This window comes from Blastopirellula marina (assembly GCF_002967715.1).
GTDB lineage: Bacteria > Planctomycetota > Planctomycetia > Pirellulales > Pirellulaceae > Bremerella > Bremerella marina_B.
The window spans coordinates 494,380-520,419 of record NZ_PUIA01000017.1; the positions used below are offsets into that span (position 1 = coordinate 494,380).

Annotated in this window: 23 protein-coding genes; 6 read left to right on the forward strand and 17 right to left on the reverse strand. The window is 57.0% G+C overall.

The annotated features are described in order from the left end of the window. Positions 1 to 12 precede the first annotated feature (12 nt). Both C5Y96_RS07990 and C5Y96_RS07995 read left to right on the forward strand, forming a co-directional pair. Positions 13 to 3,714 (forward strand): hypothetical protein, encoded by a 3,702-nt coding sequence (locus C5Y96_RS07990; protein WP_105351737.1) that lies wholly within the window; start codon positions 13 to 15, stop codon positions 3,712 to 3,714. After that, complete coding sequence (locus tag C5Y96_RS07995; protein WP_105351739.1) at positions 3,711 to 4,646, forward strand: hypothetical protein; 936 nt, start codon at positions 3,711 to 3,713, stop codon at positions 4,644 to 4,646. The genes C5Y96_RS07990 and C5Y96_RS07995 overlap by 4 nt, the downstream gene beginning before the upstream one ends. A 182-nt stretch (positions 4,647 to 4,828) precedes the next feature. Here the strand turns inward: C5Y96_RS07995 and C5Y96_RS08000 are convergent, their stop codons facing one another. Further along, complete coding sequence (locus C5Y96_RS08000; RefSeq protein WP_105351741.1) at positions 4,829 to 5,899, reverse strand: peptidylprolyl isomerase; 1,071 nt, start codon at positions 5,897 to 5,899, stop codon at positions 4,829 to 4,831. Positions 5,900 to 5,972: 73 nt separating this feature from the next. Beyond that, positions 5,973 to 7,232, reverse strand: a complete 1,260-nt coding sequence (locus C5Y96_RS08005; RefSeq protein WP_146115564.1) for a hypothetical protein — start codon at positions 7,230 to 7,232, stop codon at positions 5,973 to 5,975. Between the two features lie 229 nt (positions 7,233 to 7,461). Here C5Y96_RS08005 and C5Y96_RS08010 point away from each other — a divergent pair, with 229 nt between their 5' ends. Next, positions 7,462 to 8,580, forward strand: coding sequence for a DUF1570 domain-containing protein (locus C5Y96_RS08010; RefSeq protein ID WP_105351746.1), 1,119 nt, complete (start codon positions 7,462 to 7,464; stop codon positions 8,578 to 8,580). A gap of 5 nt (positions 8,581 to 8,585) precedes the next feature. Here C5Y96_RS08010 and C5Y96_RS08015 read toward each other — a convergent pair whose 3' ends face one another. The 4 genes from C5Y96_RS08015 to C5Y96_RS08030 all read right to left on the reverse strand — a co-directional run bounded on the left by C5Y96_RS08015 (position 8,586) and on the right by C5Y96_RS08030 (position 11,477). Then, positions 8,586 to 8,849 (reverse strand): hypothetical protein, encoded by a 264-nt coding sequence (locus tag C5Y96_RS08015; RefSeq protein ID WP_105351748.1) that lies wholly within the window; start codon positions 8,847 to 8,849, stop codon positions 8,586 to 8,588. Next, complete coding sequence (locus C5Y96_RS08020; RefSeq protein WP_105351750.1) at positions 8,846 to 9,655, reverse strand: hypothetical protein; 810 nt, start codon at positions 9,653 to 9,655, stop codon at positions 8,846 to 8,848. The genes C5Y96_RS08015 and C5Y96_RS08020 overlap by 4 nt, the downstream gene beginning before the upstream one ends. Positions 9,656 to 9,719: 64 nt before the next feature. After that, positions 9,720 to 10,595: a hypothetical protein gene (locus tag C5Y96_RS08025; protein ID WP_146115565.1), complete on the reverse strand. Its 876-nt coding sequence runs from the start codon at positions 10,593 to 10,595 to the stop codon at positions 9,720 to 9,722. 84 nt (positions 10,596 to 10,679) lie between these two features. Beyond that, on the reverse strand, positions 10,680 to 11,477 hold the full coding sequence (locus C5Y96_RS08030; protein WP_105351755.1) for a TrkA C-terminal domain-containing protein: 798 nt from the start codon (positions 11,475 to 11,477) through the stop codon (positions 10,680 to 10,682). Between the two features lie 166 nt (positions 11,478 to 11,643). Here C5Y96_RS08030 and C5Y96_RS08035 point away from each other — a divergent pair, with 166 nt between their 5' ends. Next, positions 11,644 to 11,970 (forward strand): hypothetical protein, encoded by a 327-nt coding sequence (locus C5Y96_RS08035; RefSeq protein ID WP_105351758.1) that lies wholly within the window; start codon positions 11,644 to 11,646, stop codon positions 11,968 to 11,970. A 33-nt stretch (positions 11,971 to 12,003) separates the two neighbouring features. Here the strand turns inward: C5Y96_RS08035 and C5Y96_RS08040 are convergent, their stop codons facing one another. Next, a complete protein-coding gene (locus C5Y96_RS08040; RefSeq protein WP_105351761.1) occupies positions 12,004 to 12,855 on the reverse strand; it encodes a sialidase family protein in 852 nt (283 codons plus the stop codon). Between the two features lie 128 nt (positions 12,856 to 12,983). Then, positions 12,984 to 13,421, reverse strand: a complete 438-nt coding sequence (locus C5Y96_RS08045; protein ID WP_105351763.1) for a hypothetical protein — start codon at positions 13,419 to 13,421, stop codon at positions 12,984 to 12,986. Between the two features lie 476 nt (positions 13,422 to 13,897). Between C5Y96_RS08045 and C5Y96_RS08050 the strand changes: the two genes are divergently transcribed. Then, a complete protein-coding gene (locus C5Y96_RS08050) occupies positions 13,898 to 14,749 on the forward strand; it encodes a hypothetical protein (protein WP_105351766.1) in 852 nt (283 codons plus the stop codon). Continuing rightward, positions 14,746 to 15,660 (forward strand): hypothetical protein, encoded by a 915-nt coding sequence (locus C5Y96_RS08055; protein ID WP_105351769.1) that lies wholly within the window; start codon positions 14,746 to 14,748, stop codon positions 15,658 to 15,660. The genes C5Y96_RS08050 and C5Y96_RS08055 overlap by 4 nt, the downstream gene beginning before the upstream one ends. Here C5Y96_RS08055 and C5Y96_RS08060 read toward each other — a convergent pair. The 9 genes from C5Y96_RS08060 to C5Y96_RS08100 all read right to left on the reverse strand — a co-directional run bounded on the left by C5Y96_RS08060 (position 15,575) and on the right by C5Y96_RS08100 (position 25,865). Then, entirely contained in the window at positions 15,575 to 17,119 is a 1,545-nt protein-coding gene (locus C5Y96_RS08060; RefSeq protein ID WP_158261133.1) for a PQQ-binding-like beta-propeller repeat protein, read from the reverse strand. The two genes, C5Y96_RS08055 and C5Y96_RS08060, sit on opposite strands and share 86 nt — an antisense overlap. A 280-nt stretch (positions 17,120 to 17,399) precedes the next feature. Then, positions 17,400 to 20,822 carry a S8 family peptidase gene (locus C5Y96_RS08065; RefSeq protein ID WP_199188643.1) on the reverse strand — a complete coding sequence of 1,141 codons (3,423 nt, stop codon included), beginning with the start codon at positions 20,820 to 20,822 and terminating at the stop codon, positions 17,400 to 17,402. Positions 20,823 to 21,329: 507 nt separating this feature from the next. Continuing rightward, a complete protein-coding gene (locus tag C5Y96_RS08070) occupies positions 21,330 to 21,695 on the reverse strand; it encodes a hypothetical protein (protein ID WP_105351774.1) in 366 nt (121 codons plus the stop codon). 85 nt (positions 21,696 to 21,780) lie between these two features. Continuing rightward, complete coding sequence (locus C5Y96_RS08075; protein WP_158261134.1) at positions 21,781 to 22,503, reverse strand: DUF1559 domain-containing protein; 723 nt, start codon at positions 22,501 to 22,503, stop codon at positions 21,781 to 21,783. A gap of 133 nt (positions 22,504 to 22,636) precedes the next feature. Continuing rightward, a complete protein-coding gene (locus C5Y96_RS08080; RefSeq protein ID WP_105351777.1) occupies positions 22,637 to 23,419 on the reverse strand; it encodes a class I SAM-dependent methyltransferase in 783 nt (260 codons plus the stop codon). A gap of 99 nt (positions 23,420 to 23,518) precedes the next feature. Then, positions 23,519 to 23,860: a hypothetical protein gene (locus C5Y96_RS08085; RefSeq protein WP_105351778.1), complete on the reverse strand. Its 342-nt coding sequence runs from the start codon at positions 23,858 to 23,860 to the stop codon at positions 23,519 to 23,521. A gap of 12 nt (positions 23,861 to 23,872) precedes the next feature. Then, on the reverse strand, positions 23,873 to 24,445 hold the full coding sequence (locus tag C5Y96_RS08090) for a hypothetical protein (protein ID WP_158261135.1): 573 nt from the start codon (positions 24,443 to 24,445) through the stop codon (positions 23,873 to 23,875). A gap of 144 nt (positions 24,446 to 24,589) precedes the next feature. Then, positions 24,590 to 25,114 carry a hypothetical protein gene (locus tag C5Y96_RS08095; protein ID WP_105351780.1) on the reverse strand — a complete coding sequence of 175 codons (525 nt, stop codon included), beginning with the start codon at positions 25,112 to 25,114 and terminating at the stop codon, positions 24,590 to 24,592. A gap of 142 nt (positions 25,115 to 25,256) precedes the next feature. After that, positions 25,257 to 25,865 carry a hypothetical protein gene (locus tag C5Y96_RS08100; protein WP_105351781.1) on the reverse strand — a complete coding sequence of 203 codons (609 nt, stop codon included), beginning with the start codon at positions 25,863 to 25,865 and terminating at the stop codon, positions 25,257 to 25,259. Between the last annotated feature and the right edge of the window lie 175 nt (positions 25,866 to 26,040).

Here is a 26,040-nt window from a genome sequence, read left to right on the forward strand (position 1 = left end):
ACATTCAGTGGAATGCCTCAAGGATCGTCTCCACACTCTGCCGACCCCAACCAATCGCAGCGAATTGATGAATTCGTTCGCGAGGCCGAGGCTTTTCTTGCTTCGCGCGGCGGTGGCCACGATCCGACCGTCCTGCCGGCACTTGCCTATCAGTTCGGTCTCTCGCGGGAAGAGTACCAGCAGGCGATGCACATCCTGTACACGGCCCCTGCCCCCCATGCTCAGGCTCCACCTCCGGTGCCACCCAAGGCAGAGCCTGCCAAGAAAGAGCCTGATCCGCCAGCTTCCCCCTCGCCGGTAACCTATCCGGCAGAGGTTCTAGGGGACGAAGCGGAAGAGGCCAACGAGGATGAACCTCTCATCCAGTCGGAAGTAGTTGCCGAGGATGATCTCAACTACCCCGGCGTACGTCCGCAAGACCTTTACGCGTTTACCCGTCAGGCACGGCTCATCCTGGCAGATGCCCGTGGCTGGTCGGAACAGGCATTGGCCCGAATCAACTTCCTGGCCGATCAGTTTCTGATTCCGCACGACATCCGCGGTAATCTGTACCGTCGACTCGACGATACCAACTTCAATCCGCAGCCTACGTCGTCGGATTCCCCTGCCATCGATCCCATGCAGGTATTCGAGGCGCAGTTGGCACCCGACGCAGCAGATGGCCCCACCCAAGAGGAAATCGAGGCCGCCGAGCGTGAGAAGGCCGAGAAAAAGAAGCGGCAATCTCCCACCAAGCTTTACAAGATCTATCTTCGAAAAGCGATGGAGGCGATGCCCGCCAAGCGCGTGAATGAGCGGCGCGAGCAAAAGCTCATTCTCGAGGGCACCTCCAAGCTTGGCTTGGGCGAAGCCCTCGCACGCGACCTGCTTCTGGAAGTGGCCAAAGAAAAGGGATACGTGATCGCCTCGGAAGAGGAGAAGCCGGAAGAACGGGACGAGAAACAAGCCAAAGCGGAACAGATCACCACCTTCCAGCAGCGAGCCGCCACCATCATCGCCGGCCAAGGAGGAGTCAACTCGCTGACCCGCATCATGATCGCCCAGGTAGCGACCGACCTGGGACTTTCCGACAAAGATCGCGACGCCGCGCTCGCTTCCATCCAGAAGCAAAGCGAAAAGAACCAGACAGACACGCGCCAACAACAGCGTGCCGATTCGTTCCGCCAGTTCGCCCGGGAACGACTCGACAACATGAGCCACGGCATTGTCATCGCCACCTTGGCACAGCAGCTCGTGCAGATCGGCGTCGACATGCACGGCATCCATGAAGACCTGGCCTGGAGCACCCTCCGCGAAGTTCTGCAGGAAGAAGACCTGCGACTGGTGACCGTGCAGCAGGCCGAGTCCCATATCAATTCGCTGGTCGATGAATTGATGCGGGAGCAAGGCTTCCTTTCGATTCAAAATCGCCAACGCTTGATCGCCGAAGGAGAGCAGTGGGGACTCGAACACGCTCACTGCCAGCAGCTGATCGAAGACCGCGTCGTTGACTATACCCGCAAGCAAAACCGGGGGCAGCGTCAGGTTGCCCTGATCTTCGGAGCGTTTTTTGCTCTGCTCATCTTCGGCGGCGGCTATATCATCTACCTCGGATCGATCCCCCCCAAGGGCTCGCCGACGGCGCATAACTCTCTGGGCAAAACGGCGACCGATCTCACCGACCCCGACCTAACCTCCCCTGAGGAAATCGACGAGCCCGAAGAACTCGTCTGGCAGCGGCAACCGTGGTGGGGTGAATCGCTGTCACTCAGTCTTTTAAAAATCTACCAGAACGAGATCTCGCTCCAACCGCGTCTGACGGCGATCTGCACCGATGACGACAAGCGGCGTAGTTCGGCTTATCGCGCGTTGCTGCCCCAACTGGTAGCGACCTCGGTGGCCGATGCAGGAGAATCACGTAATGCCATCCGGGAAGCCGTCGCAGGGCTCGTTCACGACGAACCGAGCACGGCAGCGGTTGAAACCATCGCTCAAACACTGACCGAAGGCGTTTCGTTGAAAGACGCTCCCATTTCGGCGGCGACACCGTTGTCGCAGATGTTGGAGAAGGCCTATCTCAGCGTTAAAGCTGCCCAACAACCAGGCTTGCCGGAAGAACGTCGCGATTTATTCCTGAACGAGCTAGAACAGCAGTTGGGCATCACCTACTCAGGCTCCGCCGATCCTGTCGAACTCACCATGAGCGAGATGATTCGCGAGCAGTATCGCAAGATTCGCGATCTTTCCGCCAACGATCCCAACGCGGCGTCACGGTTGCATGCCGATCTTTCCAAGATGGCTCAAAGCTACCTGCCAGCCGACCAGGTGATCGCCAAAGACAGCCTTCTGATTGCCGATATCGCCGGGCGCATGACCGAGAACTGGGCGACCTATCAGCCGGTCGTCCAGCGTGTGATCAGCTCAGAGAAGGCCGATCGTTTGCTGCCAATCTTGGATGCCTTCGAGCAAGGTCTGAAGAGCGATGCCGTTCAACAGGAAATTGCCCGCATGCTGTCGCGGCGGATCGGTCGAGGATTGGATGCCGACGATCCGATTCAATCGGCTGCGATTGTACGAACCGAATTGGGACTCGATGCGGTCGTCGTTCGCGACGGAGAAATGTACCGCATGTTCACCCGGCGGTCGTCTGCATTCGATTGGCAACCACCGGCCGATATCGCCGCCGATGAACTTGCCCGGCAGGTCACCGAATTGAGCTTTCTGTCGGTGCTGGGTCATGCGGCCAGCCAGGCAGACATGGGACAGCGTATCTTTGAAGAGGTCCTCAAGAAGGGCCCCCCGGTCTATGATGGAGGCGCGGCCAGCAGCACGACATCCAATACGGCATCCACGAAGTCCCTTGCAGCACTCTCCAAGATCGAATCGCTCGTCGAACGATTGCATCGAGCCAGCAATCCCCTGGGCCGCATTGATACCTACCGCGAGCTATGTGCGGTGGCAGGCGATGTCGAGGATGTCGACTACGCCACGGCTTCGCAGCTGGCTGAATACCTTCTCGCCCCCAAGCCGCGGGCCGAGCAAAGCCAGATTCAAAGCGGGATCCGAGCGTTCTCGCATTGGACCAACATCAAGCTGGCCGTCGCCGACCAGGTACACACGGCTCGTCGGGCGGCGGATGACATGGCCGAAATCGTCAGCGGTTTGCTCGGCGAGACTGTCGTCGTCAACAACGTGCGAACTGCACGAGACGAACTGCAACAGCGTCTGCTGCGAAGCGGGCTCGAAGGCCTTGGCAGTCAGTCTTCCCAGTCGGGAGAGCTTTCGCCGCAAATGGCCAATGACATGGCCACGTTCCTGGCCGATCACTATCGTCAGCACGCGCGGCTGAGTGGCATTTCCCCCGATCAACTGGGAAGCTCGGAACTGCCTGACGCGATCGTTTCGCAGTTGATTGATATCGAAAGAGCGAGTCTTGAGCAAATGCCCCTCACCGACGCCGAGGCGGCCAAGTTGCAGGACATCACTCGCCGCGAGATCGCTCTGAATTACCTCAGCAATTCTCCGATCGCTTCGATGGTCGCCAGGCAGCGGGTATGGCTGCGGCTGCTGACTATGCGGCTAGGCAAAGAGCGGCCACAGTTTCAGGGGCAGCTGGCACAGATCGTCGACAAGCTCGAACAACAAGATGCCACGTCAACGAGCGTAATCCTGCAGCTACGCAGTGGCGAACTGGCCCTGGTCAAAGTCTGGGAACTGACGGGAGGCTCGGCATGATGATCCTCCGAACCGGTATAAGATCCTGGCTGATGCTATCAGCCCTCTTGCTTTTCACCACCGATGCCCTGGGTGCGGTGGTCTACATCAAAGGACAAAAGGAACCCGTCGCAGGCTTTGTCGAATCGGCCGACGATATGAGCATTCGACTGCGAATCGTTACACCGGAAGGTGAAGAGCTCAACCGCCAGATCCTCCGCAGCGAGATCGATCTGCTTTTGCAGCCAGTCAGTCCCAGCCGCTTGAGTCAACTCTCGCCCGACAATCCCAAGGCTTACCGCGAGTATGCCGAAGAACTGGTCGAAAAGCAAACCGACCCAGAAGCGGTGGAAACGGCCAAGCGGCTATTCATGATCGCTGCGCATCTCGATCCACAAAACGAAGGACGAAGCGCACTGCTGGGAATGACGCCGCTGATGAACGACTCGCAAGGGGTCAAACAGCTTCGCGCGATGGCCTACCTGATTGATCCTTCGCATGACGCCTCGCTGCTGGAAGGGAAGCAGCAGGAAGTCACCACGGGAGCGGCACTCGACGAGGCAGTTCGCCAGGAAGTGACGAAGGTCTTGCATCTATTGCGCCGCGGCGAACGCGCCGATGCACGTCAGCAACTTAACCGCGAAGAGATCCGCAGCGCCATGCGGCAAGGGACAAGCAAGATTACCCTGGACGAATGCCTGGCCCTGGCCCAGGGTAATTGCCCTGGCTGCGAACAAGGAAAAATCCCAACCTACATGCTACAGAAACTGGTCGCGGCCGAACTGGAACTGAGCACCAGCCAGGTGGCAAGCGAGGTGCGCCCTCAGTGGGGCTTCTTCCTGGACAGCACCTTTCAAAAGCCACTGCCTGTCTTGTCGCTGGCCAAGGCAATCGGCTTCGATCCTCGGCAATGCGTTTACCGCAACGGCGCGTGGGTAGAACCAACGAAGTAGTCGTTGGTTCCTGAATTAGAGCGTTTCCATGAGAGTTGTAGCGTCACTGGCGTAGGCGAGGCGACCGAAGCAGGCGAATCCACGAGATTCGTCGATGCAGGTCAACGAAGTCCAGCGTAGTCGCAGCCAGCCAGAACGCTACAGATCGAATGGAGCCGCTCTAGAACTTCGCGGCACCCATGCTACGGTGCGATGAATTCGTCGCTGAATCGACGGACGAACGCAGGATCGATTTCCGATCCTTCCTCTTCACCAAAGTAATAGACATTCGAGTCAGAGATATGGCGGTCGGCCACATGGGCAAACAGGTAGGCGGCCGCCGCGGCGCGAATGTTATCGACCATGTCTTCCCACTTGGTTTCGCCGCGCTTCTCCTCCAGGATTTTCATCAGGTGAATGCCAAACTTGGTTTGAATTGGTCCGACAAGTTCACCCACCGGGCGGGCAAACGTGGCTTCATGAATCCGCGGATCGAGAGGACCGCTATGCTGGATCCAGCCCATGTCCCCGCCATCGGCGGCACTAGGTGCTTGGGAATACTGCTTGACCGCGTCCTCGAACGAGATCTCCCCTTGCTGGATTCGATCGCGCAGAAAGACCGCTTCGCGGAAAGCAACATCCCAATCGAACTTCTCAAAGTCTTCCGGATTACCGAAATAGACTTGCGAAACGCGCCGGGTCGTCCCGTCGAATCGTTCGTAGTTCCGTTCGTAGTAGCGACGCAGATTCGCCTCGGTCAGGTAACTTTCCAAGTAACGCATCCAGGCGATCTTCCACGCCAGGTTGCGTCGCAGCATGGCCTGATCGACCTTGCCGGTCGCGAGGAACTCGTCGAGGGACTGCCCCCGTGCCGCGAGAGACTGCTTGACCTCGGAAACAGCCAAGTCGATCTCTTGTTCCGATGCGCGGAACTCGGTCGTTTGCAGGTAGGAAAGGATCACTTGTCGACGTACCAGCTGCGACATCACCGTCGAGCGATACACCTGTAGCGAGGCCTCCGGCAGATCATCGAATACGTTCAGGCGCTGCAGGTAGCGTTCGATCTCTACGTCGTAAATCGGCACGTCGTCTACACTGGCCACAACCATCGCCCCGGTCGCGGGATGGATGAGGGTTTCTTCTGGCAAGTAAGGGCCTAGCGTAGACTCGAGATCGCTCGACAGGCTCCATTCGTTCGCAGCTTCCGGCAAAACGATCAAGCAGATCATCACCAGAATGAACGTCGGCGATCCGATCCAGGGTTTTGACGACATGGCTTGCTCTCAATTCTTTCGGTTTCCAGAACCGTACGTGGGGGACGCCCCGCCTGTATGGCTTCCCGCGAAACTACGGCAATGGAATATCGGTCAGCTCAAACGATACCGGCAGCGAAATAATCGAAGCCGGAGATCGATACACGAATTGGAAATCGCCTACTTCTCGTTCCAGGACAAACTTGTAAGACATGCCGACGGTATCGACGTCGCGGTAGGTTTCTTCAAACCCGGCGATATCGATACGTTCCCCGTCGGGGCCCTGCAAATATGCTTCGTTGTTGTAGACCCAGCCACGATGCGATTCGAGCGCGCCTTGCTCGTTCAACAATCGCAGCAGGATGCTTGCCTCCCAAATGTCGCCGTTGCGTCGGAATGCTTCCAACACAACTTCAATCGTGCCGCGCGTGTCCTTCACGTTCCGCGCGGTCTCTAACTTGTCGAACGTGAACGTTTCGATGCGGCCGGGCATCAACGCCACCATGTCCCCTTTAAGCTTGGCGATCTTCTGCGAATCTCGCTTAACGCCAGACAGGGGCAGTTGAATGTCGACGGCCGAAACGCCTTGCAAGACTTCCGTATCGAGCGAACCCATCTGTTCATCCGCAATCAGGCTCTTGCCGTTTTCGTCTTCGATCTTCAATTGATCCAGCGGTAACTTGATGACAATCGGTTCGACGCGAGGTTCCCAGGCAACCTGCAAATTCAAGAACGTCCCACGCTGGTCGGTGCTCGCAAGATTCAGATACGATTCGACACGTGTTGGTTCGAAGCGAAAGATCTCGCTCGTTCGCACCAAAGGGTTCGTCTTGTTTGCTGGGGACTGCCGCGCGACAAAGGCCAGCACGTTGGGCTGCCCGGCGTAGTGATATGCCTCGAGGTTGGCCTTGCTGAACAACTCTTCCACCGCTTCCCAAAAGGGAACGTCTTTCCAGTCGACGCTGACCTTGGTGGTGTCGGCCCGCTGACCAAAGTTCTGGCGATAGTCGACCAGCTTGTTCTCGGTCTGCTCTTGAATGGCCCCCAAGATATCGGCCAGAGGTTTATCCTGCACCGAAAGCGTGATGTGCGATGCCTTGGCAGCGCTGTCGGCACGGGCCTTTTCCAGAATGGTACGAATCCGCTGCAGCCGCGCTTTTGTCTCGGCCGAAGTGTTGGGTTTGACCTGCGGCAGATACTCGATGGCCGGATGCCCGAGCTCGATAATTTCTCGCTCAGCGCGCTGGCGATCTTCAAGCGTGTCAGAATCTAAACGTCGTGCCCAAGCTTTCACTTGGTCCGACAATGTAGGCTCTGCATCTTGTGCGTAGAGAGGTACCGCGAGCGCAAGCACGAGGCCCACCCACATAATGGTTCGAAGCGCGTCCATGAATAGGGTTAGGAATTTCTTCCAGAAAAGGTCTGTTTGAGATGAGGTGAGCACTCATTCTAGGGATTGTGGCGACAACTTTCCAGCGAAATCTTAGAAAGCTACCCCCTCTTTTGCAGGGGTTTCGTCTCGCACGTAACCTACGCTTGTAGGGTATTTACAATTCCCCTGTTTATCAATACCGGGTTCGGACATGAAGCTCCCACGACTTGCCCTGCTGAGCATATTGTCGATTTGGCTAACGACCTGCCAGCTGCTGACGGCGGAAATCGTCGGCCAGCAGGCGACTTACCCCGTGATGATCCAGCTTGATCTGCAGGACGAAACGATCCAGGCCACGCCGGTGCTTGCCACACAGCAGCGGGTCATCATGCTTGGCCGCGATGGTCGGATGTGGGACTTCGCACCGCAGAATGCCTCCAACTTCACGCAGCTAGCAACCCCGTTTCGTCCGCTGCGGCAGAATGAAATGCGGGGAGATCTGCTGGCAGAATTCGGCAACGGCTACGATGTCACCGGAACCGGCAACTACCTGGTGGTGCATCCGGCCGGCCAGAAAGACGCGTGGGCCAATCAGTTTGAATCGCTCTTTCGATCGTTCCAGCAATACTTCGCTGCCCGCGGCATCCATTTGCAGCGAAACGAGTTCCCCCTGGTCGCCGTCGTCTTCCCTGACTTTAAGTCGTACCAAAAATACGCTGCCCAGGACGGCATGCGGGTTTCGCCTGGCGTGGTTGGTTATTACTCGGGCGAAACCAATCGCGTGGCCTTGTACGACATCACCCACGGCCATCACGACAATCCACTATGGGCCGAGAACATGGCCACCATCATTCACGAGGCAACCCATCAAACGGCATTCAACACCGGCGTGCACAGCCGCTATGCCCAGCAGCCCAAGTGGCTGGTTGAAGGACTGGCAACGATGTTCGAAGCACCCGGCGTGTGGGACTCGCGCAACAACCCGAACTTCCGAGACCGCGTCAACAAAACGCGCATGCTCGAGTTCCTCGAATACACCAAGACGCAGCGCGCCGCCGATTCGCTGGCCAGGTTCGTAGCGACCGACGATGCCTACTATAAGCGGCCATCAACTGCATACGGCGAAGGGTGGGCAATGGTCTTCTACTTAATCGAAACGCGGCCCCGCGAATTCGCCGCCTACGTTCGCACCGTCGCGGCCCGTTCGGCCGAAGATGTCTACACGGCGGAAGATCGCGTGCGCGACTTCCAAGATGCGTTCGGCAGCGACCTCGCCCAGATGGAAGCGTACTTCCTACGTTACATTAGTGACTTGCCGAACAAGATGTAAGCCATCTAAGAAAGGGAATGATGGCAACATAAGTCTGGGTAGTACTGACTCCCCAGGCGGGTTTCGATCACGATCAGCGGCATATAAAGCAAACAGCACACCATGTGCGAACTCACCCGTCCCTCGCTTGTCGGCTCGACGAAGTAGTAAACCTCGGAGTCTTGCAAAGCCGCTTGTTCGATCCCCTGACGCGAGAGAACCGCGTACGAGCCGACGTAGAAGGCCAGCAGTACGAGCGTGATGGTTAACAAATTCTGATTGGGGGTCATGGGTTGCGCTCCTCCATCGTCGATTCATCGACGTTGGTCTCGAAGATCATCTGTTCACCGGAATTGAGGGCATCCAGGTAGAGCAAGACGGTTGTCCAAACGATGGCAAGATTGGTCAAATAGAACTGAACACGATCTTCAGTCCGGTCCGGGTAGTACTGCAGGGTCTCGCACGCCAGGTAGTCGAAGGAAGGAATCAAGATCGTAATCAGCAGAGCAATGCCTTGAACAACCTTGCGCGGCAGACCAGGCCGCGCAAGCAGTATCATTCCTATGGCGGCGGTCCCCAACCCGAGTAGTCCCGAGCTAATGAGAATGTAGTACATCACCTTCCACAGCGCTCGCGGTGTCGCATCGAGGTTACCCAACAAGTCGACGACGAAGAATCCGAATCCCAAGCAAGCCATGCCGACCAGCAGTTCCCAAAAGCGAAACTGAACTCGCAATAACGCCCATTGGGGTATTTGACCTAAAACGACAACGCCGATGCCAGCAAACAGGCATGTAAACACAACGGTCCAAAGCAAGGATGGGATTGCGACGGAAGGCGTGGAGGGATTTACCATCAAGATCCCCAGAATGAACCCTGCGGACACCATCCACAGCAACCGGCTCCAGATCGGCCCCTTCCCCAATGCCAGCCAGAAACTCGCCATGGCAACTTGCGACCACAGCAGAAGTGGATAGATAAAGAACGCCACAATGGCTAGAAAGGCGTGACCAACCAGAATCCACTTCAGCTTGAAGCGCGGGCCGGCCTGAACATTGGTATCAGGCTCGCGTATCGGATTCTCTTTCGTTTTCATCGACCACCCCGATCACTGCTTGGTGCCAGAGTAGTCTACTCCCGAAACGAATTCCTGGCGCGAATCAGGTCAACTCTTTCTCGGTTGCTTCGTCTCGGAAGTAGCCATCTTTGTCCATTGGATAGGCAACCAACATCACAAAGATGATTCCAATGACATGCATGATGTACAAAAAAAAGAAGATGGTGCCCATGGTCGACGAATCCTTATTCATCAGCAGCACACCAATCACACAACAGACGGTCCACTCGACAAGTGGCATTAGCAAGAACTGCGAGACGATCGCAACGTTCCATAGTTCATCAAATCGCAGCGGCTTCGGGATAAAGAACGGACAGCAAGCCAGAACGACATTCAGCGCGATACATGCGGAACTTGTCACGATCACAAAGATTCCGAATCGATTGAGATAATCGGGTGGGATGTTGGCCAATCGACAGTAGGTAAACACCAAACTCAACGCCAGCATCCAACCTCCCACTTCCCAAAGTCCGAACTGCATGCTGGGGATCGGAACGTTGCAGAGCAACTTGAGAATCATGTTCGCCAGATAGCCTATTAGAATTGAACTACCCAGCACAAGGAGAATCATGAACGAAAAAGGCGTATATTCTTCCGAGAACAGAAGGGTTGGCAAGAGGTAGGCGACGATAACGATAATACGCAGCCATAAGTTCTCGCGGCCGATGACCAGCCAAACGCCGAGCACACCCGCCCCTAAAACGGCGAACGGTGCTACAAACGAACTACCCACGGCAACAAGTGTCAGCCACAGCAGGATCCGCAGCGACTTACCCCACACTCGCATGCCTAGCTGTGCAGCATTCGGTAGCTGTTTCGGCGCAGGCACATCGCGAGCATACCACGCTTCAAGCTCACGACCAGAAAGTCTGGCAGGATGCTTTTGGGGAAGGTCGGAATGAGAGGGCGTATCGGTCACGTGGCTTTGCGAAGGCAAGGGAATCGTCGGGAAAGCGGGTGATCATAGCACTCTCAATCGGCAGATGCATCTTTATTTCGCCGCTCACTTCTCAAGCTTCTCCGATCCCTGCTCGAGTTCCGCCTGTTCGCGTTGTGCTTGCAGCGTCTTATCGACCGCCTTGTGATGGTCCCAATTGCCGCGGGAACCCGCGCGGCGTTCGTCCAGGTTCATCAGCACATCGCGTTGTCCGTACAGAATGACCGTATCGCCTGCTTGCAGCCTCGTATGACCGCGGGGGATGCCAATGTAGTCGGCACCGGGGCGTTCAATTCCCAGGACCAGCACCCCTTCTTCTGAAAGACGCAGGCCGGCCAGGTCGCGTTCGACGAGCCAGTCGGTTTCTTCCACGACCATCTCGATCACCATGAACCCGTGCCCCAGGTGAAGCAAGCTCTGGTAGTCGGCCACTTCCAAATCGGTCCACCGCCGCAGCGCCCACTCGACCAGGTTATTCAAGCGATGATCGACCCACTGGCTACGGCTGACGAACCACAGAATCATCAGCCCGAGACCCAGGATGCCGAAGTTCACCCATACGTTCACCGTGTTTTCGTCGCGGGTATTGATGAACGAAAGCATCAGCGAGCTCATCGCGGTGACAATCCCGGCGTTCCCCAATAGCATCAGCATCATGATGATCTTTCGCCGGACCGGGTGCTGCGTCACCTTGTCCGATTCCGAGGTGGTGAAGCCTGCCCCGGTAAATGCCGATCGCGCTTGAAACTGAGCCAACTGGTGCGAGATCCCCGTCAGCACCAATGCCATGGTCGCAATGCGAACGACCATCAGCGACATGAGAATGACCATAAATAGAGAGAAGATGGGTATTAACGACGCCATGAGACCGCAAGTTTCCCCGGAAAGCGTTTGGATTAGGTTATCGAATCTATGATAACCCAGTCGTGCAAGTCACGCGCCGAAGTTCTACCACAACAATATTTACGCCCACCGGACGAAACACTGGGTAGAATGCCGTATCGGACCTCGATCCACAATTAAGCTCCCCATGTTCGACCAAGACGACTACCAGGAACACGACGCCGCCTATGACTTGGGCCGCTATCTGTACACCGTCTTGTATGCGTTTGTCGCCGGGCACTTCCTCACACCCCACACGCTCGGCCAACAGATCGCCCGCCTGACGGCGATACCATCGATGGTGCTGGGCCTGGCTGCGATAGGCTTGCTGTTTTGGTTTCCACCATCCTTCGCCCTGCAAGGCGTTGCTTGCGTGGGAGGACTACTCTGGTTTTGCTACACGACCTGGGCCGCCTACGTCGTCGAGCAGGCGTACGTGAAAGATCTGGAAAAAGCCCAACACGAAGAGTGGTAGCCACGCCAAAGAAGAGGTGTCTTGAACCAATGCTCAAGAGGTCGCGCCGTAGGCAATTCCGTTGACGTGCTCGGGGGCGCGGAACAACTCTTGCCAGTGGATGGCATCTTCTGAGATCAACACGCGTCCCTTCCAGGCCGAGCCCAGATAGAGCCCGTCACCGTAGGTGCAGCTTTCCGGAGCGTTCTCGTTTTCAACGCGACGCCACGATCTGCCATCGGCGGAAAAGTAGGTCGCCCCTAGACCGACGCCCACGAACTGTTGGCCGGTCCAAAGCAGCGAGTTGATGTGCTCCCCTTCTCGGCCCACCTCGCGACTAGTCCACACCAGGCCGTCCTCGCTGGTCATACGCAGCCCGTGCAAGCCTGCTCCGACATAGACTCCGTTGCCGTACGCGATGTCGATGAACGTATCGAGCTCCGGAAGCGCTTCGGCATCTTTCCACTCGGTGCCGTCCTTACTGACAGCAACGCGCCCTTTGACCCCCACGGCGACGAATTGATCGTTGCCATACGCTACTCGCAGCAAGAGAGGCTGCTTGTCGAACTTGGTCGGCCCTTCCCAGTGGGTACCGTCCTTACTGATCATGACCGTTGTCCAATGGCCATCGGTGTTGCCGCCCACTAAGAGATAGCGATCGGCTCCATAGGCGATGTCATACATTCGCCCGTCGACTTCATGTTCGCTTTGCTGCTCCCAGTTCATGCCATCGGGGGAAGAAAAGAAAAGCATCTTCCCACCGTAGGTCGCGAATGTCAGGAAACTTCCCTTGGCGAACTCGCATCCTCGAAAGTAATAGTTGTTCTTTTCGACGATCGGTTCAGACCAGGTCCGGCCATCGGACGATGCGATTCGCAGACCCTGTTGTCCGTACGCAATAAACATGGAAAAGCTGCCTGGGGGTAGGAAGGGGTGAGAGGCCTTTCCTATTGTAGTCCCCGCGGCAGCTCATTAAATCCGGCGTTTGCCCGGGCCGGCAGTCGATATTTCGTACGGTGATTGGCTGGGGGAGATTACTCCTCGCTCGATTCTGCTTTGGCTAAACGCCCAGAGAGGTGATCTGGCTGGCTTAACTCGTTCCGCTGTTCTATCGGAAACATGTTTCGCTCCATCACTTCTGGATCGTAGGTAGTCCAGGTTTCACGCACGTTATCGGCGTAAACCTTGCGGTGGACGTTCATATCGCGCCAGTGGCAGATGAACTGGTCTTGGTTCCACGACTTGCGAGGAAGCTGATCGTCCGTCTTCAGCAGCCGCCAGGCGCGGACCTGAAATCGCTGGGATGCACTATCCCATTGGTAGAAAATGAGTTGATTGATTACGAGCCGACCTTGCAGGTCGTACAAGTGATTGATTTCCACGAGATCGACACGGTCGACCACATGGGTTTCGACAGGGGAAGCCCCCATCGACGCCATCGTTAAGATGGACGCGACTACGAACGAGGTCATGCTCGTCTCCCTAGTACCAGTCGTTGGAAATGGAGAGTTCCGCGATCCTTCTGCGGAGCTACGGTGCGCAGGGTTTTCGTTCGCATTCCGGAATGCTGAAAAACTCGGTACGCGAAATACGTGCCAAAACACGGTGTTGGTTCCCGCGAACCGACCGTAACCCTAAAAGCTGGTTGACTTTTAAAAAAGCGAAACCAAGCCGGATCACAGGCCGCTGACGGGGTACAACATTAACAATGCTCAAGCGAGGTGCACGTACCTTTATGGATGCTTATTTCTTCAACAAGTTCGCTGGGCGTTCATTTTATGCGTTTGATTCAATCCCTACGCCGAAACCAACTCGCCCCAAACCCCCACAACTCACAACAAGATAAATAGACCTAACTGGGTGAAATGACGCGTATTTGGTAAGGAGCCAGCCCAGGCGATACGATAGAAGTGCTTTTCGTCGATCAACTTAGGGGGATTCAAGTCGCATGAAGTGGACCAAATGGCAATGGGTTGCCTTGATTTGGATTGTGTCCGTCTTCGCCGGGGTTCTCATCCTATTGCTTCTGGGTCCGTGGATTATGGACGACTTCTGGTTCGTCCTGGTTGGTCCGTTTGTCGTCGCTTCGCTGCTGGGCATTTGGCTGACAGCTGGCATGGGGCCGGTTTGGTTGCGGCTGCTAGGGATGCTTGTCGGTCAAAGCCTCTTAGTCGCATTGATGGGGATGGGCAGTGGTGAAAGCGCCGTGGGTTTCACGCCGGGGCTGGCCGCCACAACCGCGTTGACTGCGTTGGCCATGCTAGGGCTTGGCTGCGCTGGTTCCATTTTGCCAATCCACTCGACCTGGAGCGTGAGGATTGCTCTCTGGGAAATCGTGGTCAGCATTGGCTTGATTGGAGTAACCTTTGCCGTCATCCGTTTGGTGTCAGAAATTTACACCTGGGAATGGACCCAATGGGCTTCGCAGGCAGGTGCCCACTTCCTGGTGTTTTCACTTTACACAGGCGGGTTGATGACGCTAACGCTGTTGCCGCTTCTCGTCCGAGGCAAGGGACCGCAGGTGTTTTCCGCGATCATGCTTCTGTTGGCCGTCGTGCTCATTCCACCGATCGAAGCAACGACCTTCGACCTGCTCAGACTGAGCGGTGGAGATATCGAGTTGTTCTATGCCGCCCACATCGGCCAAACAGTAATGGCACTGGCCATCATGATCCCGTTGGTTGCCGCTTTCCCTGGTGTGCTCGTGAGGCAGACGCCTCCCGCAGTGAAGCCGGTCGAACAAACGGCACAGAAACGAATTCCATCTGAGACCGAAGAAGACTTCGCCGAGATGCAATGAACGACGCTCCCCCAGTGACCAGCCGTTGGAAATGGCCCACCGCGTGGCAGTGGCTGGTGATCGTGTGGGTGGTAGCACTGAACGCATCTCCCTACGCGGTCGGCCTCTGGGCGGCTGGCGACTTCGGTAGCATCGACTGGATGATCTGGTCGATGCTCTCCGGTCCCTTCGCTCATACCGGCATGCTGACCTTCTTCCTGCTTGCCGGAGGTCTGCCAGCGTTTGTCCGCAGACTGACCTTCGTCACCGGTATGCTCGCTATTCTCGCCATGCTGATGCTCATTCTGGACGACCAGTCGGTCGGAACTATCTCCTGGTTTCTGCTGGAAGCCGCGACACTTTCGGCGCTTATGTTGGCATCGGCGTGGCTCTTCGGCGTTCCGCCGAAGCCGCAACGATGGTCGCCCCAGTTCTCGCTCGCCGAGATCCTGGCTCTGACCGTGCTGCTGGGGATCTTTCTGTGGATGCTGCGTCTGGCCGAGGCCACCAGCCTAGATTACTGGGAACAAGCCCAAGAGATCGCGTTCATCACGTATGCCATCGGTTGCGGGATTTACCTGTTACCAATTGGCCTGGCAACCATCATGCGTGGTCGGAAAGGGCTAACCGCGATGATCGTCGTCTCGCTGTTGCTATGGACCATCTTTGCCTGCGTCATCCTGGGCGTGTTGATGCTCTTCGAGAGGACGCTTCCCCTGGAAGAAGGAGCCTACCTCATCATCATATATCCCGCCTCAGCGATCCAACTGCTGCTGGTCTGGGGGACGTTCTTTCCGCTACGCGTTTGTTTTGCCGGTGTGCTGATAGTCGCTCCAACGCCGCCGGTTACTGCTGCTCAATGCAAATCAGATACTCTTGCCGCTTCCCCTGAGAACTGTCGGCATAGCGAGCATACAGACGTCCCTCGCTGACGATCGGGGTGGCGAAGATCTCGTCTCCCAGTCGGTTTTCCGCGACTAGTTCATAGCTATCGGGACTGGCTTTAATTACCCACACGTCCCCCTTTTCGTTGGCGGCATAGATGTTACCGCCACTTAGCAGCGGCGACGCGCTAACCGGTCCGCCCAAGCGGGTCTTCCATTTCTCTTCACCGGTCTGGCCGTTCCAGCAGAAGAAGATGCCGTTATCGTTCATCGCGTAAACGTGCCCATCGTAGGCCAGCATCGACTGTTCGTAGCACTTCTCGTTGTTGGACCACTGCACCTGGCCTCCTTTCACGGCTACCGTCTGGGCATCGGGGTACCCACCGCTGGCAAAGACCGTATCCCCTTCCCATACCATCGTGCCGCACGTGGCGTTGGTGGTCCCAGGTGCCGACCAAAGGGGCTCGCCTGTCTTAGGGCTGTAAGCCGATACCGATTTGAGACCACTAATGAGCAACTGATCCTTGCCACCGATCTTGGCCACCACCGGGCTGCTGAACGAGATCCCTGCGCGGGGCTGTTTCCAGCGCGACTGTCCATTGGCCTGGGCGAACGCCCCCAGCCACCCTTTCTCATATTCCGACGCGACAATCACCGAGTCGCCATACAGAATCGGAGATGGCCCATAGCCGAACTTGTACTGATCGGGCACGTACGGACCGGCGTTGACCTGCCACTGCAGCTTGCCCTGAAGATCGAGCGCGATCAACTGCACCGATTGGTTCTGAATGAAAACAACAAACAGTTGCTTCCCGTTCGAGGCGACGGTCGATGTCGCGTGCGTATTCTTGGGATGAATCTCTCCCTGAAAACCTCCCTGAAAGACAGGCGTCTGCCAGACAGACTTACCGGTCATCTTGTCGAACGCCAACACGCTGGCCGTTTGGCGGCCTTCGTTGGCGGTGGTCAAAACAATAAGGTCTCCCACGATGATCGGCGACGAGTGACCGCGGCCAGGGACCTCGACCTTCCACTTCACATTCTCGGTCTCGTTCCACTGCGTCGGTGCCGCTGGCCCTGGGGCAATGTTGTTTGAGTCTGGCCCGCGCCATTGCAGCCAGTCGCCTGGTTCACCGAACTTAGCTACCGGGCTGTCATCCTCTTTTCTATCCGGCTCTCTACCGCCACGCGTCGGGCGATTCTCGTTAGATCGCATCTCGCCAGGGCGATTCTCAGCGGGACGCATCTCGGCCGCTTTCCGTTCGGCCAGTCTTTCGCGAAGGAGTGCACGAATCCATGCCTGGTCGGCTTTGCTGAGCTTGTTCATCGGGACGACGATCGTCTCGCCGTCCGACTTCTTAAGCGTGACGTCCCCTTGCGAGTACTCGACAAACTCGGCTTCGATGTTGAACTGCCCGGTCGAATCGGTCCAATTACGCGATTCAGCCCAAGCCAATGCGGCAAACATGCCCACGGAGATAACTAGCGCAGTAATTGCACGATACATGGAGGAAACCTTGAGAGTAGAGAACGCAGCAAGAGCGAAGCTTGGGCAGGTCATCCTATTTTGCTCGGTTTCGACAGAGATTTCAACAAACATCTCCTCTGGTCCCCTCGCCCCGGTACTCCAGGGCGAGGGGACCAGAGCGAAAGCGAGCAAGAACAAAAAAATCGCCCCGACCAGGGCGGTCCGGGCGATTGGGGTAGGTCGACGGTGGGGTGGGTGGGAAACTGCCCAAGTTTGGCGGGAGCAGAGGATAAGCATCAAGGGTGATTAAGAGGTCGTGTTAATCATCCCACTCACCAAAGTATTGCATAAGAAAGTCGATGTCGCTGACATAAGTTTTGTCAGAACCTTCAGTTGAGTACGCATTCACAACGTCAAAACCGGCAGCGTAACTCGAAAAATTGTCCCCTTGTAGGGTCGCGTAATTTGACCGAGCGATAAGTTTGTCATCGGCCTGGGTATCGAACAGATACGCCACGTCATGTCCGCCTGCCGTGGCGATCGCGTTGATGCGTTCAAAGCCGCGTGCCGTGTTGGCATAACCTTGCCCAGCCATCGAACTTTCGACCGTACGGCTGTAGAACGTGTCGTTGCCGCGAGTATCGTAGAAGAACGCCTGATCGGAGCCCCCTTTGGTCGAAACGGCTGCCGTACGATTGAACCCCTGGGCCATCACGTAATAATCCGCACCATACATGGTGGCCTGATTACCGCGAGCGATGTACACATCGTTGCCGGCCGTATCGTAGAACGTGGCCGTGTCGTTACCACCGTTCATGGCGATCGCCAGAACGCGATCGTAGTTGTAAACGGTATTCGTGTAGCCTGAACCACTCAAGACACTCGACGAACCGTACGAAGTGAACGTGTCGTTCCCCTTCGAGTCGTACAGGTAGGCCTGATCGTTTCCGCCGGTGCTGTAAACGTTGGTGCGTTCGAAGCCATAGGTCGAGATCGACGAGTTGGAGGTCAGCATGTAGCTGTCCGTTCCACGGCCGATGAAGTAGTCGTTCCCGCTCGAATCGTACAGCATGGCCGTATCGATCCCGCCGTAAATGGCCCGGGCCATTACCGACTTTGCCCCGGCCACTTCGTTCTTATAACCGCTGCCGGTCATCGACGACTTGGTTGGACTGCTGGTGAACGAATCGTTGGCGACCGTATCGAGGAAGGTCACACTGTCGGTGCTGCTGGCACCACCGTAGTTGTACTCGACGTTGTCGGTGCTCCAGGTGAAACCACTGCCGTAGACAGTCATCGTATCGCCGCGGAACACCCAGGTTTCTTTGCCGCTGGTTCCGTAGAAGCGAGCCGAGTCGGTCCCTGCCCCGCCGTCGAAGGTGATCTTCTTCACTTGCGAAGCGCTGAAGCTCGACGACTTCCCGTTCATGGTCACGGTAACCGTCGTGCCGGTGTGATTGACCGAAATGGTGTCGTTGCCGTCGGTACCCAGGATGGCCAGCGTGCCGCTCTTTAGCTCGAACGGAGACGACTCGGCAATCTTCAGCGTGTAGTCGCCGGTGTACGAACTGGTAGCACCCTTTACCGCCAGGTAAACCGTGCCGCTGCTGCTGGCGGTCCACACGATCTTCGAGCCGGAAGTGCTCGAGTCTTGTGCCAACTGCGTTGTGCCGCTGCCGCCGTACAAGGTCAGCTCGGAACCGGCCAGCGTGCTGTGACTGGTATCGATGACATACGTCGTGCCAGCCACCGCGCTGAAGCGGAAGTAATCGACGTCGCCAGCGTAATTCACTTTTCCACTCTTGGAACCGCCAACTGAAACGAGCGTCGCCCCGGCAGCCGTGTTCGCGTAATCGTCTGGCTGAACGATCGTGACCGTAGTGGCCACCAGGTTGCTCTTCGCCCCTTCGTTATCGGTGGCTTGGGCAAAGATCAGTTGGTTGCCGGCCGCGGTAAATGGATTGCTGATCGTCAGGCTGGCCAGTCCGCCACTGATGGTCGAATCGCTGCCCAACACCGAGTCGGTCGCATCCCACTTCCCGTTGCCGTTCGAATCGCGGTAGAAGGTCACCTTCGAGACGCTACCGTCGGCGTCGGCCACGTTCTTGGCCGTGATGGTGATCGTGTTGGTTTCCCCCAGGTAAACCGTGCTAGGGTCGGTCGATACACTGCCCAAGGTCGGAGCTTTGTTGGGTTCCGGCTCTGGCTCTGGTTCAGGATCTGGCGTGGGATTGGTGATCGGGCTGCCACTGCTGGGGTTCAACAGGTCGAGCGTGCCAGCGGCGTTCAATCGCATGCCGGTCGCGACCTTGCCGCTGAGTCCCGAGATCAGATCGCCACCACCCAGGATGGCCGCTTTCACTTCCGCCGCCGTGGCATCGGGATCGTAAGCGAACGCCAACGCCGCCACGCCGGAGACGTGTGGCGTGGCCATGCTGGTCCCCGAGAACGAAGCATAGTAGCCGCCGGCGATCGTACTGTAGATGCCCACGCCTGGGGCAGCAATGTCGACCGTGCTCGCGCCGTAGTTGCTGAAGCTGGCCAGGTTGTCGTTCTGATCGGTAGCAGCCACCGAGATCACGTTGCTGACGTAGTAGTTCGACGGATAGTGAGGGCTCGCGTCGTTGTTCGTGCCGTCGTTACCAGCCGCGGCGACAAACAAAATGTCGGCCTGCTCGCTGGCCTTGATGGCCGCTTCCAGCGAACTGCTGTAACCACCGCCACCCCAGCTGTTGTTCAGCACGCGAATGTTCACGCCGTACTGGGTTCGCATCATGGTGGCGTAGTTGATCGCCCGTATCGCGTCGGAAGTGTACCCGGCCCCACTGGCCGAGAGAAACTTCAGCGCCATGATCGAAGTGTTCCAGGCCACACCACTGACGCCGCGTCCGTTATTCCCCTGAGCGGCAATCGTGCCGGCGACGTGCGTTCCGTGATGGTTGTCGTCCATCGGGTCGCCATCGTTGTTCACAAAGTCGAACCCGTGCACGTCGTCGACAAAGCCGTTGCCGTCGTCGTCGATCCCGTTGCCGGCGATCTCGCCCGGGTTGGTCCAGATGTTGCCGACCAGGTCGGGGTGCGTGTAGTCGACGCCCGTATCAATAATGCCGACCACCACGCTGTCGGAACCGGTTGTTTTGTTCCAGGCCTCCGGCGCGTCGATCTGATTCATGCCGTAGGTGGAAGAGTAGCTGGCATCGTTCGGTGTGATGTTGAAGACCGAAGCGATGTCGAGTTCAAAACCGCTGACCACATCCAGTGAAGAGAACCACGCACCGACGTCTTCAGCGGATGCCCCTTCGCTGCGAACCAGCAGCTGACCGACCAAACCGAGACCGCGGACCACTTCGACCTGAAAACCACTTCCGGCCAGCAGTGAACTAACTTGCGAAACGGACGTAAGAGTACTAGCCACGTCACTGGAAAGCTGCACGATCCAGTCGTTGGTGTAAGGATCGGAAGTCGACTGTTGGATCACGCCGCTTGAATCGGTCGTGTAACCGCCGCCGCTGCGCTGGTAGCTTTCGCCGGCGACGTCCTCGAACCAGATTGAAGAGATCGTATCGCCCGCCATCATGCTGCGGACTTCCAGCGTTTCGATGGTATTGGCGTTTTGTTGTTTGCTAGAGCGATTTTTGTCGCGGCGCGAGTTCTTTTTCGAACGCTTGGAATTGCCGCCGCCAGAGAGCCATTGTGCTAGCCCGGGTCGTACCTCGGGATTGTCACTATCGAAACTTCCCACCTTCGCTGCTCCTAGTTTCACCTCGGGGCTCGATTCCAACCGAGCCGATGGTTTGGATAAGTGCTTGCTGGCCGCTGCTAGCCGTCCCGATACTTGCCTGGGAGCTCGGCTGCATGCATGCCAGCAGGAACGTAGCTGCCTGCGCGGTTTAAGGCGCGGTCGCCGTGATAAGCAGTGCGTGACGTGGGTCACCTTGCTGCCGATAGCTGGCTGCCCGGTCACGCTGGGGAGTAGAGAGACTCACTAGAAGGCGATGCCGGCATTCCTTGCCTGCTATCAACCCCCTCCGCAAAGTCCTGCGGTAATGTCGGTCGCGCCTTCCCTGGCGTCAAATCGAGCGGGCAGGGATTCTGAAAAAATCCACAGAATGGCTCAAGTCCAAGTAGCCTGAATCCGACATTTGAGGCCAAAAGAAAACATCGCGTGCGGCTAGCTGCTTCTGTTATGCACCGATGTTGATTTTTTGATACATGCCCCCTGCGCGAAAGAATCAAGGGGCAGCAAGCGTTACTCGTCGGCCGGTTTCTCTGGAGCGGCCTTCAGCGCAGCGAGCTCCTGTCGAAGCTGTTCATTCTCAGTCAGTGCTTTCCGCAGGTCCTCATTAGCCTTGGCCAACGCGGACTTGGCATCGTCCAACATCTTGTTGGTGGTGGTTAAGTCGTCGCGTACGACCTCCAGATCGTTAGCAAGTTCTTCTGCCTTGTTTCGCGCTTGCTCTGCCGCATCGCGCATCTCTTCCGCCTCGGCCACTCTCTCTTCGGCGACCAGGCGTGCCTGTTCCGCTTCTCTTAGTTGGGCTTCGTACCGATTGCAGCCCAGGGTGAGGGTGATTGCCATCAGGCAAACCACTTTGATCATAGTTGAGACGTTCATATTGGCCTCCAAGGTGAAAACGCGTGTGACATAAATCGAACTGGCTCGCTTCGCTGTCGCCTACCTTATCCCTCGCTGCTTCCGCCTAAAAATCGATCGGAATGGGTTGCCCGTCGGCCCGGTCCATCAACAGTTCCAGCGCTTTCGCCTGGCCCGGGGGCACCAGCCGCACTGCTCCATCGGCCATCAATACCAGAATGCCTGATTCCGGGAAGTCTCCTTGCTGGTAACGCTGTAACACTTCGTCTGGCGAAATATCATTCGGCGAGCTCCATTTCACCGGATGATTGACATCTTCGATGATGAAAATGGTGTTCGAGGTTCCGTCGATAACATCCCTAAACCCTGTACGTCCTTGGGCATTGATCGCGGTTCGCGGCCCCACCACGGCGACGTACGGCGTGTAACCTTCTTGAGTCACGTGGGGGCTGGCAAAAGCATCGCGAAACGTTGTCGCGGCGACCTGATTTCCGGGATCGTCCCACGCGGTGTTGTAATCGTATTCATCGGCGTAGCCCTCCACCATGAATGGCAAGATCGAGGCCCGCCACGAGGTACGCGGCTGGCCATTCTCGTCCGGAATGAATGCCGGAGGAAACGAGAGATAGGTGTCGTGGTAATTGTGCAGTGCAAGTCCGATCTGCTTCATCTTGTTGATAGAAACCTGACGCTGCGCCGCGACCCGGGCCTGCTGCACCGCCGGCAAAAGGATCGCCACACCCAGCCCCGCGCACATCAAAAACATCGCCCCCACGACCGCCAAAATGACAATCACCACCGTCTTACCCGAGCCACGTCGTGCGCGCATCTCTGTCATCCCCAGCCAATAGAGTTCCGTGAAACATAAGCACGAATGGATTCTCAGGCTTCAGGGGGAGACCAGCAACCCCTTAGCAGTAAGAATGATCGAAATGCCAGCCGGCGTGCGGCCGCGTTCCCGACTACTTCCGCCGCACAATTAAGAAGTCTTGCGAGCAGCTGAAGCGGTATCCGTCGGCAGTTTGAAAATGCTCGCGAATATACGCTTCCAAATCGCACCGCTTGGGCGGGTTGATCATTGGCAACAGGTTCAGCATGAACTCGGCGATCTGATAGGCGACGTCAAACGTGCTGGTCGTCACGTGGCTGTCGATCTTCTCGAACGAAACGTCAAACGCGCCCCCGCTTTGTGCGGCGAACCGATCGGCGATCGCCGGCAGATCGAAGTGCATGTCCAAAAAGTGGTCCAGCATCTTCATGCAGTCGGTCGTCGATTGCTGTAAGATCACCAACAAGATCCCGCCCTCGCCTAGCCACTGAGCCATCGCCTGCAGGTTCTCCAGTCGCTGCTCGGGATCGATGTAGTACAGCACGTGCGAACACAGAATGAAGCTGGCCCCAGCCAGGCGAGCCGGGTCGTTCTCGAGGATCGTCTTCTGAATGATCTCGGCCCCCGGGCAGTGCTGCCGGATGCTTGACTCGAAGTGGGTGTTCGGCTCGACGCAAATCGTTTCATCGAAGCGCGGCATGAACCAGGCCGTCACGTCCCCGGTCGCCGCCCCGACGTCGATAAACTTCCCCTTCCCGCTTTGCCCTGGCAGCGCGTCCAATCGATCGATCACCTCGGTAATCTTGCTCTTGGCCTGCACCTTCTGATCGGTATGGTGCAAGAACGCCAGAAACGCCTCTTCATACTTGGCGCTGCCGGAACTGAAGACGCTGATGGATTCGGTTGCCTGCGACACGATATTCCCCCGCTCATCAACGAAGCCTGCGAAATGCCTACCGCCAAGTAGAACGTATCGCGTGGGGAAAGATCAAGTTAAGAGTTTGGCCGGCGACCATTAACCGAAGACCGTCGGGTCCACGTTCAACTGCTTCACCAGGCAATAGGCCGCATAATGATACAGTGAATGTCGCGGAGTATCATTCTCAACCACCCAAATCCTCGCAGCCTGAAAATGGCAACCGAACTCTTCGTTCGCCTCGGTAATGCCTTCCAAAACGGCTGCGAGTTTGGCATCTAGCGGCATACTTCCATGCTCGCAGTCGCCCCGCGGCGGAAGCGGCACGATCATAGGCTCGCCGGAGAAATTCTCCTCGAAAGACACCTTCAACCATACATGGCTCGGGCCGGTAATGATCGAACAGATGAAACCTTCGGAGTCTTTGCGGTAGGACGGCATGACAATCGATATCTAATGGGCAATCGGCTCGCGGTGATAATCAAACGCTTCGCAGTAGCGATCGAAGATAAGCGTTTCGTATTTGATCGCGTAATCTTCGGCGTACGATTCCCCTCTCGCACAATCGTCTTGATGCTTGGTAGTGATCAGGTCGTGGTGGTGTCCAAGCTCGTGCAGAAAAATATGCAGCAGCAGGTAAGCCCGCAGCGACTGGTTGTCGTAGTGGACGTAGTAGGCATCCGAGTTCGGATACTTGATGCTCTCTCGGTGATCGAATGGAATGCCCAATCGACGATAGACGGCTTCGTGGTCCAGAAAGTCACAACCGTATTGCTCGTGCAGAAGCTCTTTCTCCCAAGCACAAATGGCGACCTTGCCAGGCCGATACCAGCCCTGTGTAAATTCTCGCGCTTCGGCCAAAATGATTTCGTTTAACCCGACAGACAGTTCCTCCCACTGCGGCAGCAAATCGATGAACTTCAATACATCGCTCTTGCAGATATAGTGCTTGTGCCCCCTGCCCGGCTGTTCTCTGCGCACAAGCGGACCACGGCGAGTTGGTGCCCAGCGATTCTTGCGCTGCACCTTTCCCTCTTTAACTTTCGGGGCCGAACGGCGCGGAGCAAAACGAGTTGTGGCAAAGCGAGACATAGTGATCAGCCTGAGTGAACGGACAAGGGGTTGCACGCTGTCAGACACAAAATGCCGCAAATAGGTTCGACCCTACTCTTACTTCAAAACCACAAACGGCCGCGGGTCGTCCGTTTCGGGGTCGGTATCGTGGCGGAAGCCGGTCAGCGTCAGGCCCATTTCGGCGGTCAATTCGTAGATATGGTCTGCGCCGTCGTCTTCCACTTGTTTCGCCCGCAGCCGCTCCAGGATCTCGTGCACCAGTTGCGGCGGCTCGCCGTTGATCGTTGGTTCTTTGGTTTCTTCGTCGCTCTTATAGATGATCGACCAGGCTTCCTGGCCGTCGCGATAGCAGCGCAGGTCGGTCTTCATGAACGTGTCGGAGCAGCGGAAGAAGAGGGTCTCGCGTCCGCCAGCCGACAGGTTCTTGGCATACGTTCGACCGAGATCCCGATAGCTGTCGCGCCCGTCGGCCAGGATCAGCACCCAAGGGGGCAGTTCCAACAAGTACCACCCCAAGTCGAGAATCTCGTCTCGCTTTTTGGTCCGCTGGCGATCAGCCGCGCGAAGTATTTCATCCGCTGCGATCCCTTGTGAAGCAACCCACGAAACCCGAAAACCCATGGCGATCTTTCCCACCTACGAGAAATGTTTTGAATGTGCTGTCAACGAAACGGCATGACTGGGGAATCGACGCACCTGACAAACCGCAGCAAACTTTCAGCCATCACCGGACCGGCTGCATTCCGATTACCTGAAAGTCTTCCTACTGAGCGTGCAAGTTCCGGCCATAAGCGATCACGCGGCAATCGGGGTGGTCTCGCTCGAAGTCGAGGATTGCCTCGTCGGTGATCGCCCGGACGTCGATAAACAGCAGTTGCAAATCGCGAATCCCGCCGACGTCCTTCAAGCACGCGTCTGTCAGATTGTCGCTTTCCAGGTGAAGCTTTTGCAAGAGCTGTAGCTCCGGCATTTCAATCATGCTGCGCAGGTCGTCATCGCGGACCGAGCCTGAGACCGAAAGCCGGTCGACAAACGGGTACGGCCACAACGCGACGCCTACCGAAGCATGTCGATGCTCGGCGAGTTTGGCAAGTAGCTGCTGATGCGATTGATAGGCGCTGACCGCCACCACCGTAAAGCCTACCACAACGAGCAGAAGTACCGCACAAACGATTCCTCCGAAGACCCGCCCCCAGCGAAACGATCGCTGCGCCAGATAGATCACCCCCACGAAAGCGGCGATGGCCGCCAGTGGTAAGCCAATCGTAGGGCGCGGTACCAGGACCAACAGCAAGATAATAATGCCAACCACATTGCGTAAAGCACGGAACCCGGTCGACGCTTTCTTGGCTGGAGGTACAGAATCATTCATACAGATTTAACCCACCCACAGCTTATACATACCAAACCCCATCAGTCCGATCCCGGCGACAACCCGAACCCACGAGACGGCCTTGCCGCCGGCTCCTTCAAGAACCCTCCCCTTCTTATCGCGCGATACGCCTGTCGCCAGCTCGGCGACTCCCCATCCCCCAATCAAAAGCCCC

Excerpts from the sequence above, each read along its gene's own strand:
- C5Y96_RS07995 (WP_105351739.1), top strand. The coding sequence starts at position 3,711 with ATGATGATCCTCCGAACCGGTATAAGATCCTGGCTGATGCTATCAGCC.
- C5Y96_RS08050 (WP_105351766.1), top strand. The coding sequence starts at position 13,898 with ATGAAGTGGACCAAATGGCAATGGGTTGCCTTGATTTGGATTGTGTCC.
- C5Y96_RS08060 (WP_158261133.1), bottom strand. The coding sequence starts at position 17,119 with ATGTATCGTGCAATTACTGCGCTAGTTATCTCCGTGGGCATGTTTGCC.
- C5Y96_RS08055 (WP_105351769.1), top strand. The coding sequence starts at position 14,746 with ATGAACGACGCTCCCCCAGTGACCAGCCGTTGGAAATGGCCCACCGCG.
- C5Y96_RS08040 (WP_105351761.1), bottom strand. The coding sequence starts at position 12,855 with ATGTTTATTGCGTACGGACAACAGGGTCTGCGAATCGCATCGTCCGAT.
- C5Y96_RS08000 (WP_105351741.1), bottom strand. The coding sequence starts at position 5,899 with ATGTCGTCAAAACCCTGGATCGGATCGCCGACGTTCATTCTGGTGATG.
- C5Y96_RS08045 (WP_105351763.1), bottom strand. The coding sequence starts at position 13,421 with ATGACCTCGTTCGTAGTCGCGTCCATCTTAACGATGGCGTCGATGGGG.
- C5Y96_RS07990 (WP_105351737.1), top strand. The coding sequence starts at position 13 with ATGCCTCAAGGATCGTCTCCACACTCTGCCGACCCCAACCAATCGCAG.
- C5Y96_RS08030 (WP_105351755.1), bottom strand. The coding sequence starts at position 11,477 with ATGGCGTCGTTAATACCCATCTTCTCTCTATTTATGGTCATTCTCATG.
- C5Y96_RS08100 (WP_105351781.1), bottom strand. The coding sequence starts at position 25,865 with ATGAATGATTCTGTACCTCCAGCCAAGAAAGCGTCGACCGGGTTCCGT.
- C5Y96_RS08095 (WP_105351780.1), bottom strand. The coding sequence starts at position 25,114 with ATGGGTTTTCGGGTTTCGTGGGTTGCTTCACAAGGGATCGCAGCGGAT.
- C5Y96_RS08075 (WP_158261134.1), bottom strand. The coding sequence starts at position 22,503 with ATGCGCGCACGACGTGGCTCGGGTAAGACGGTGGTGATTGTCATTTTG.
- C5Y96_RS08020 (WP_105351750.1), bottom strand. The coding sequence starts at position 9,655 with ATGAAAACGAAAGAGAATCCGATACGCGAGCCTGATACCAATGTTCAG.
- C5Y96_RS08035 (WP_105351758.1), top strand. The coding sequence starts at position 11,644 with ATGTTCGACCAAGACGACTACCAGGAACACGACGCCGCCTATGACTTG.
- C5Y96_RS08085 (WP_105351778.1), bottom strand. The coding sequence starts at position 23,860 with ATGCCGTCCTACCGCAAAGACTCCGAAGGTTTCATCTGTTCGATCATT.
- C5Y96_RS08070 (WP_105351774.1), bottom strand. The coding sequence starts at position 21,695 with ATGAACGTCTCAACTATGATCAAAGTGGTTTGCCTGATGGCAATCACC.
- C5Y96_RS08015 (WP_105351748.1), bottom strand. The coding sequence starts at position 8,849 with ATGACCCCCAATCAGAATTTGTTAACCATCACGCTCGTACTGCTGGCC.
- C5Y96_RS08010 (WP_105351746.1), top strand. The coding sequence starts at position 7,462 with ATGAAGCTCCCACGACTTGCCCTGCTGAGCATATTGTCGATTTGGCTA.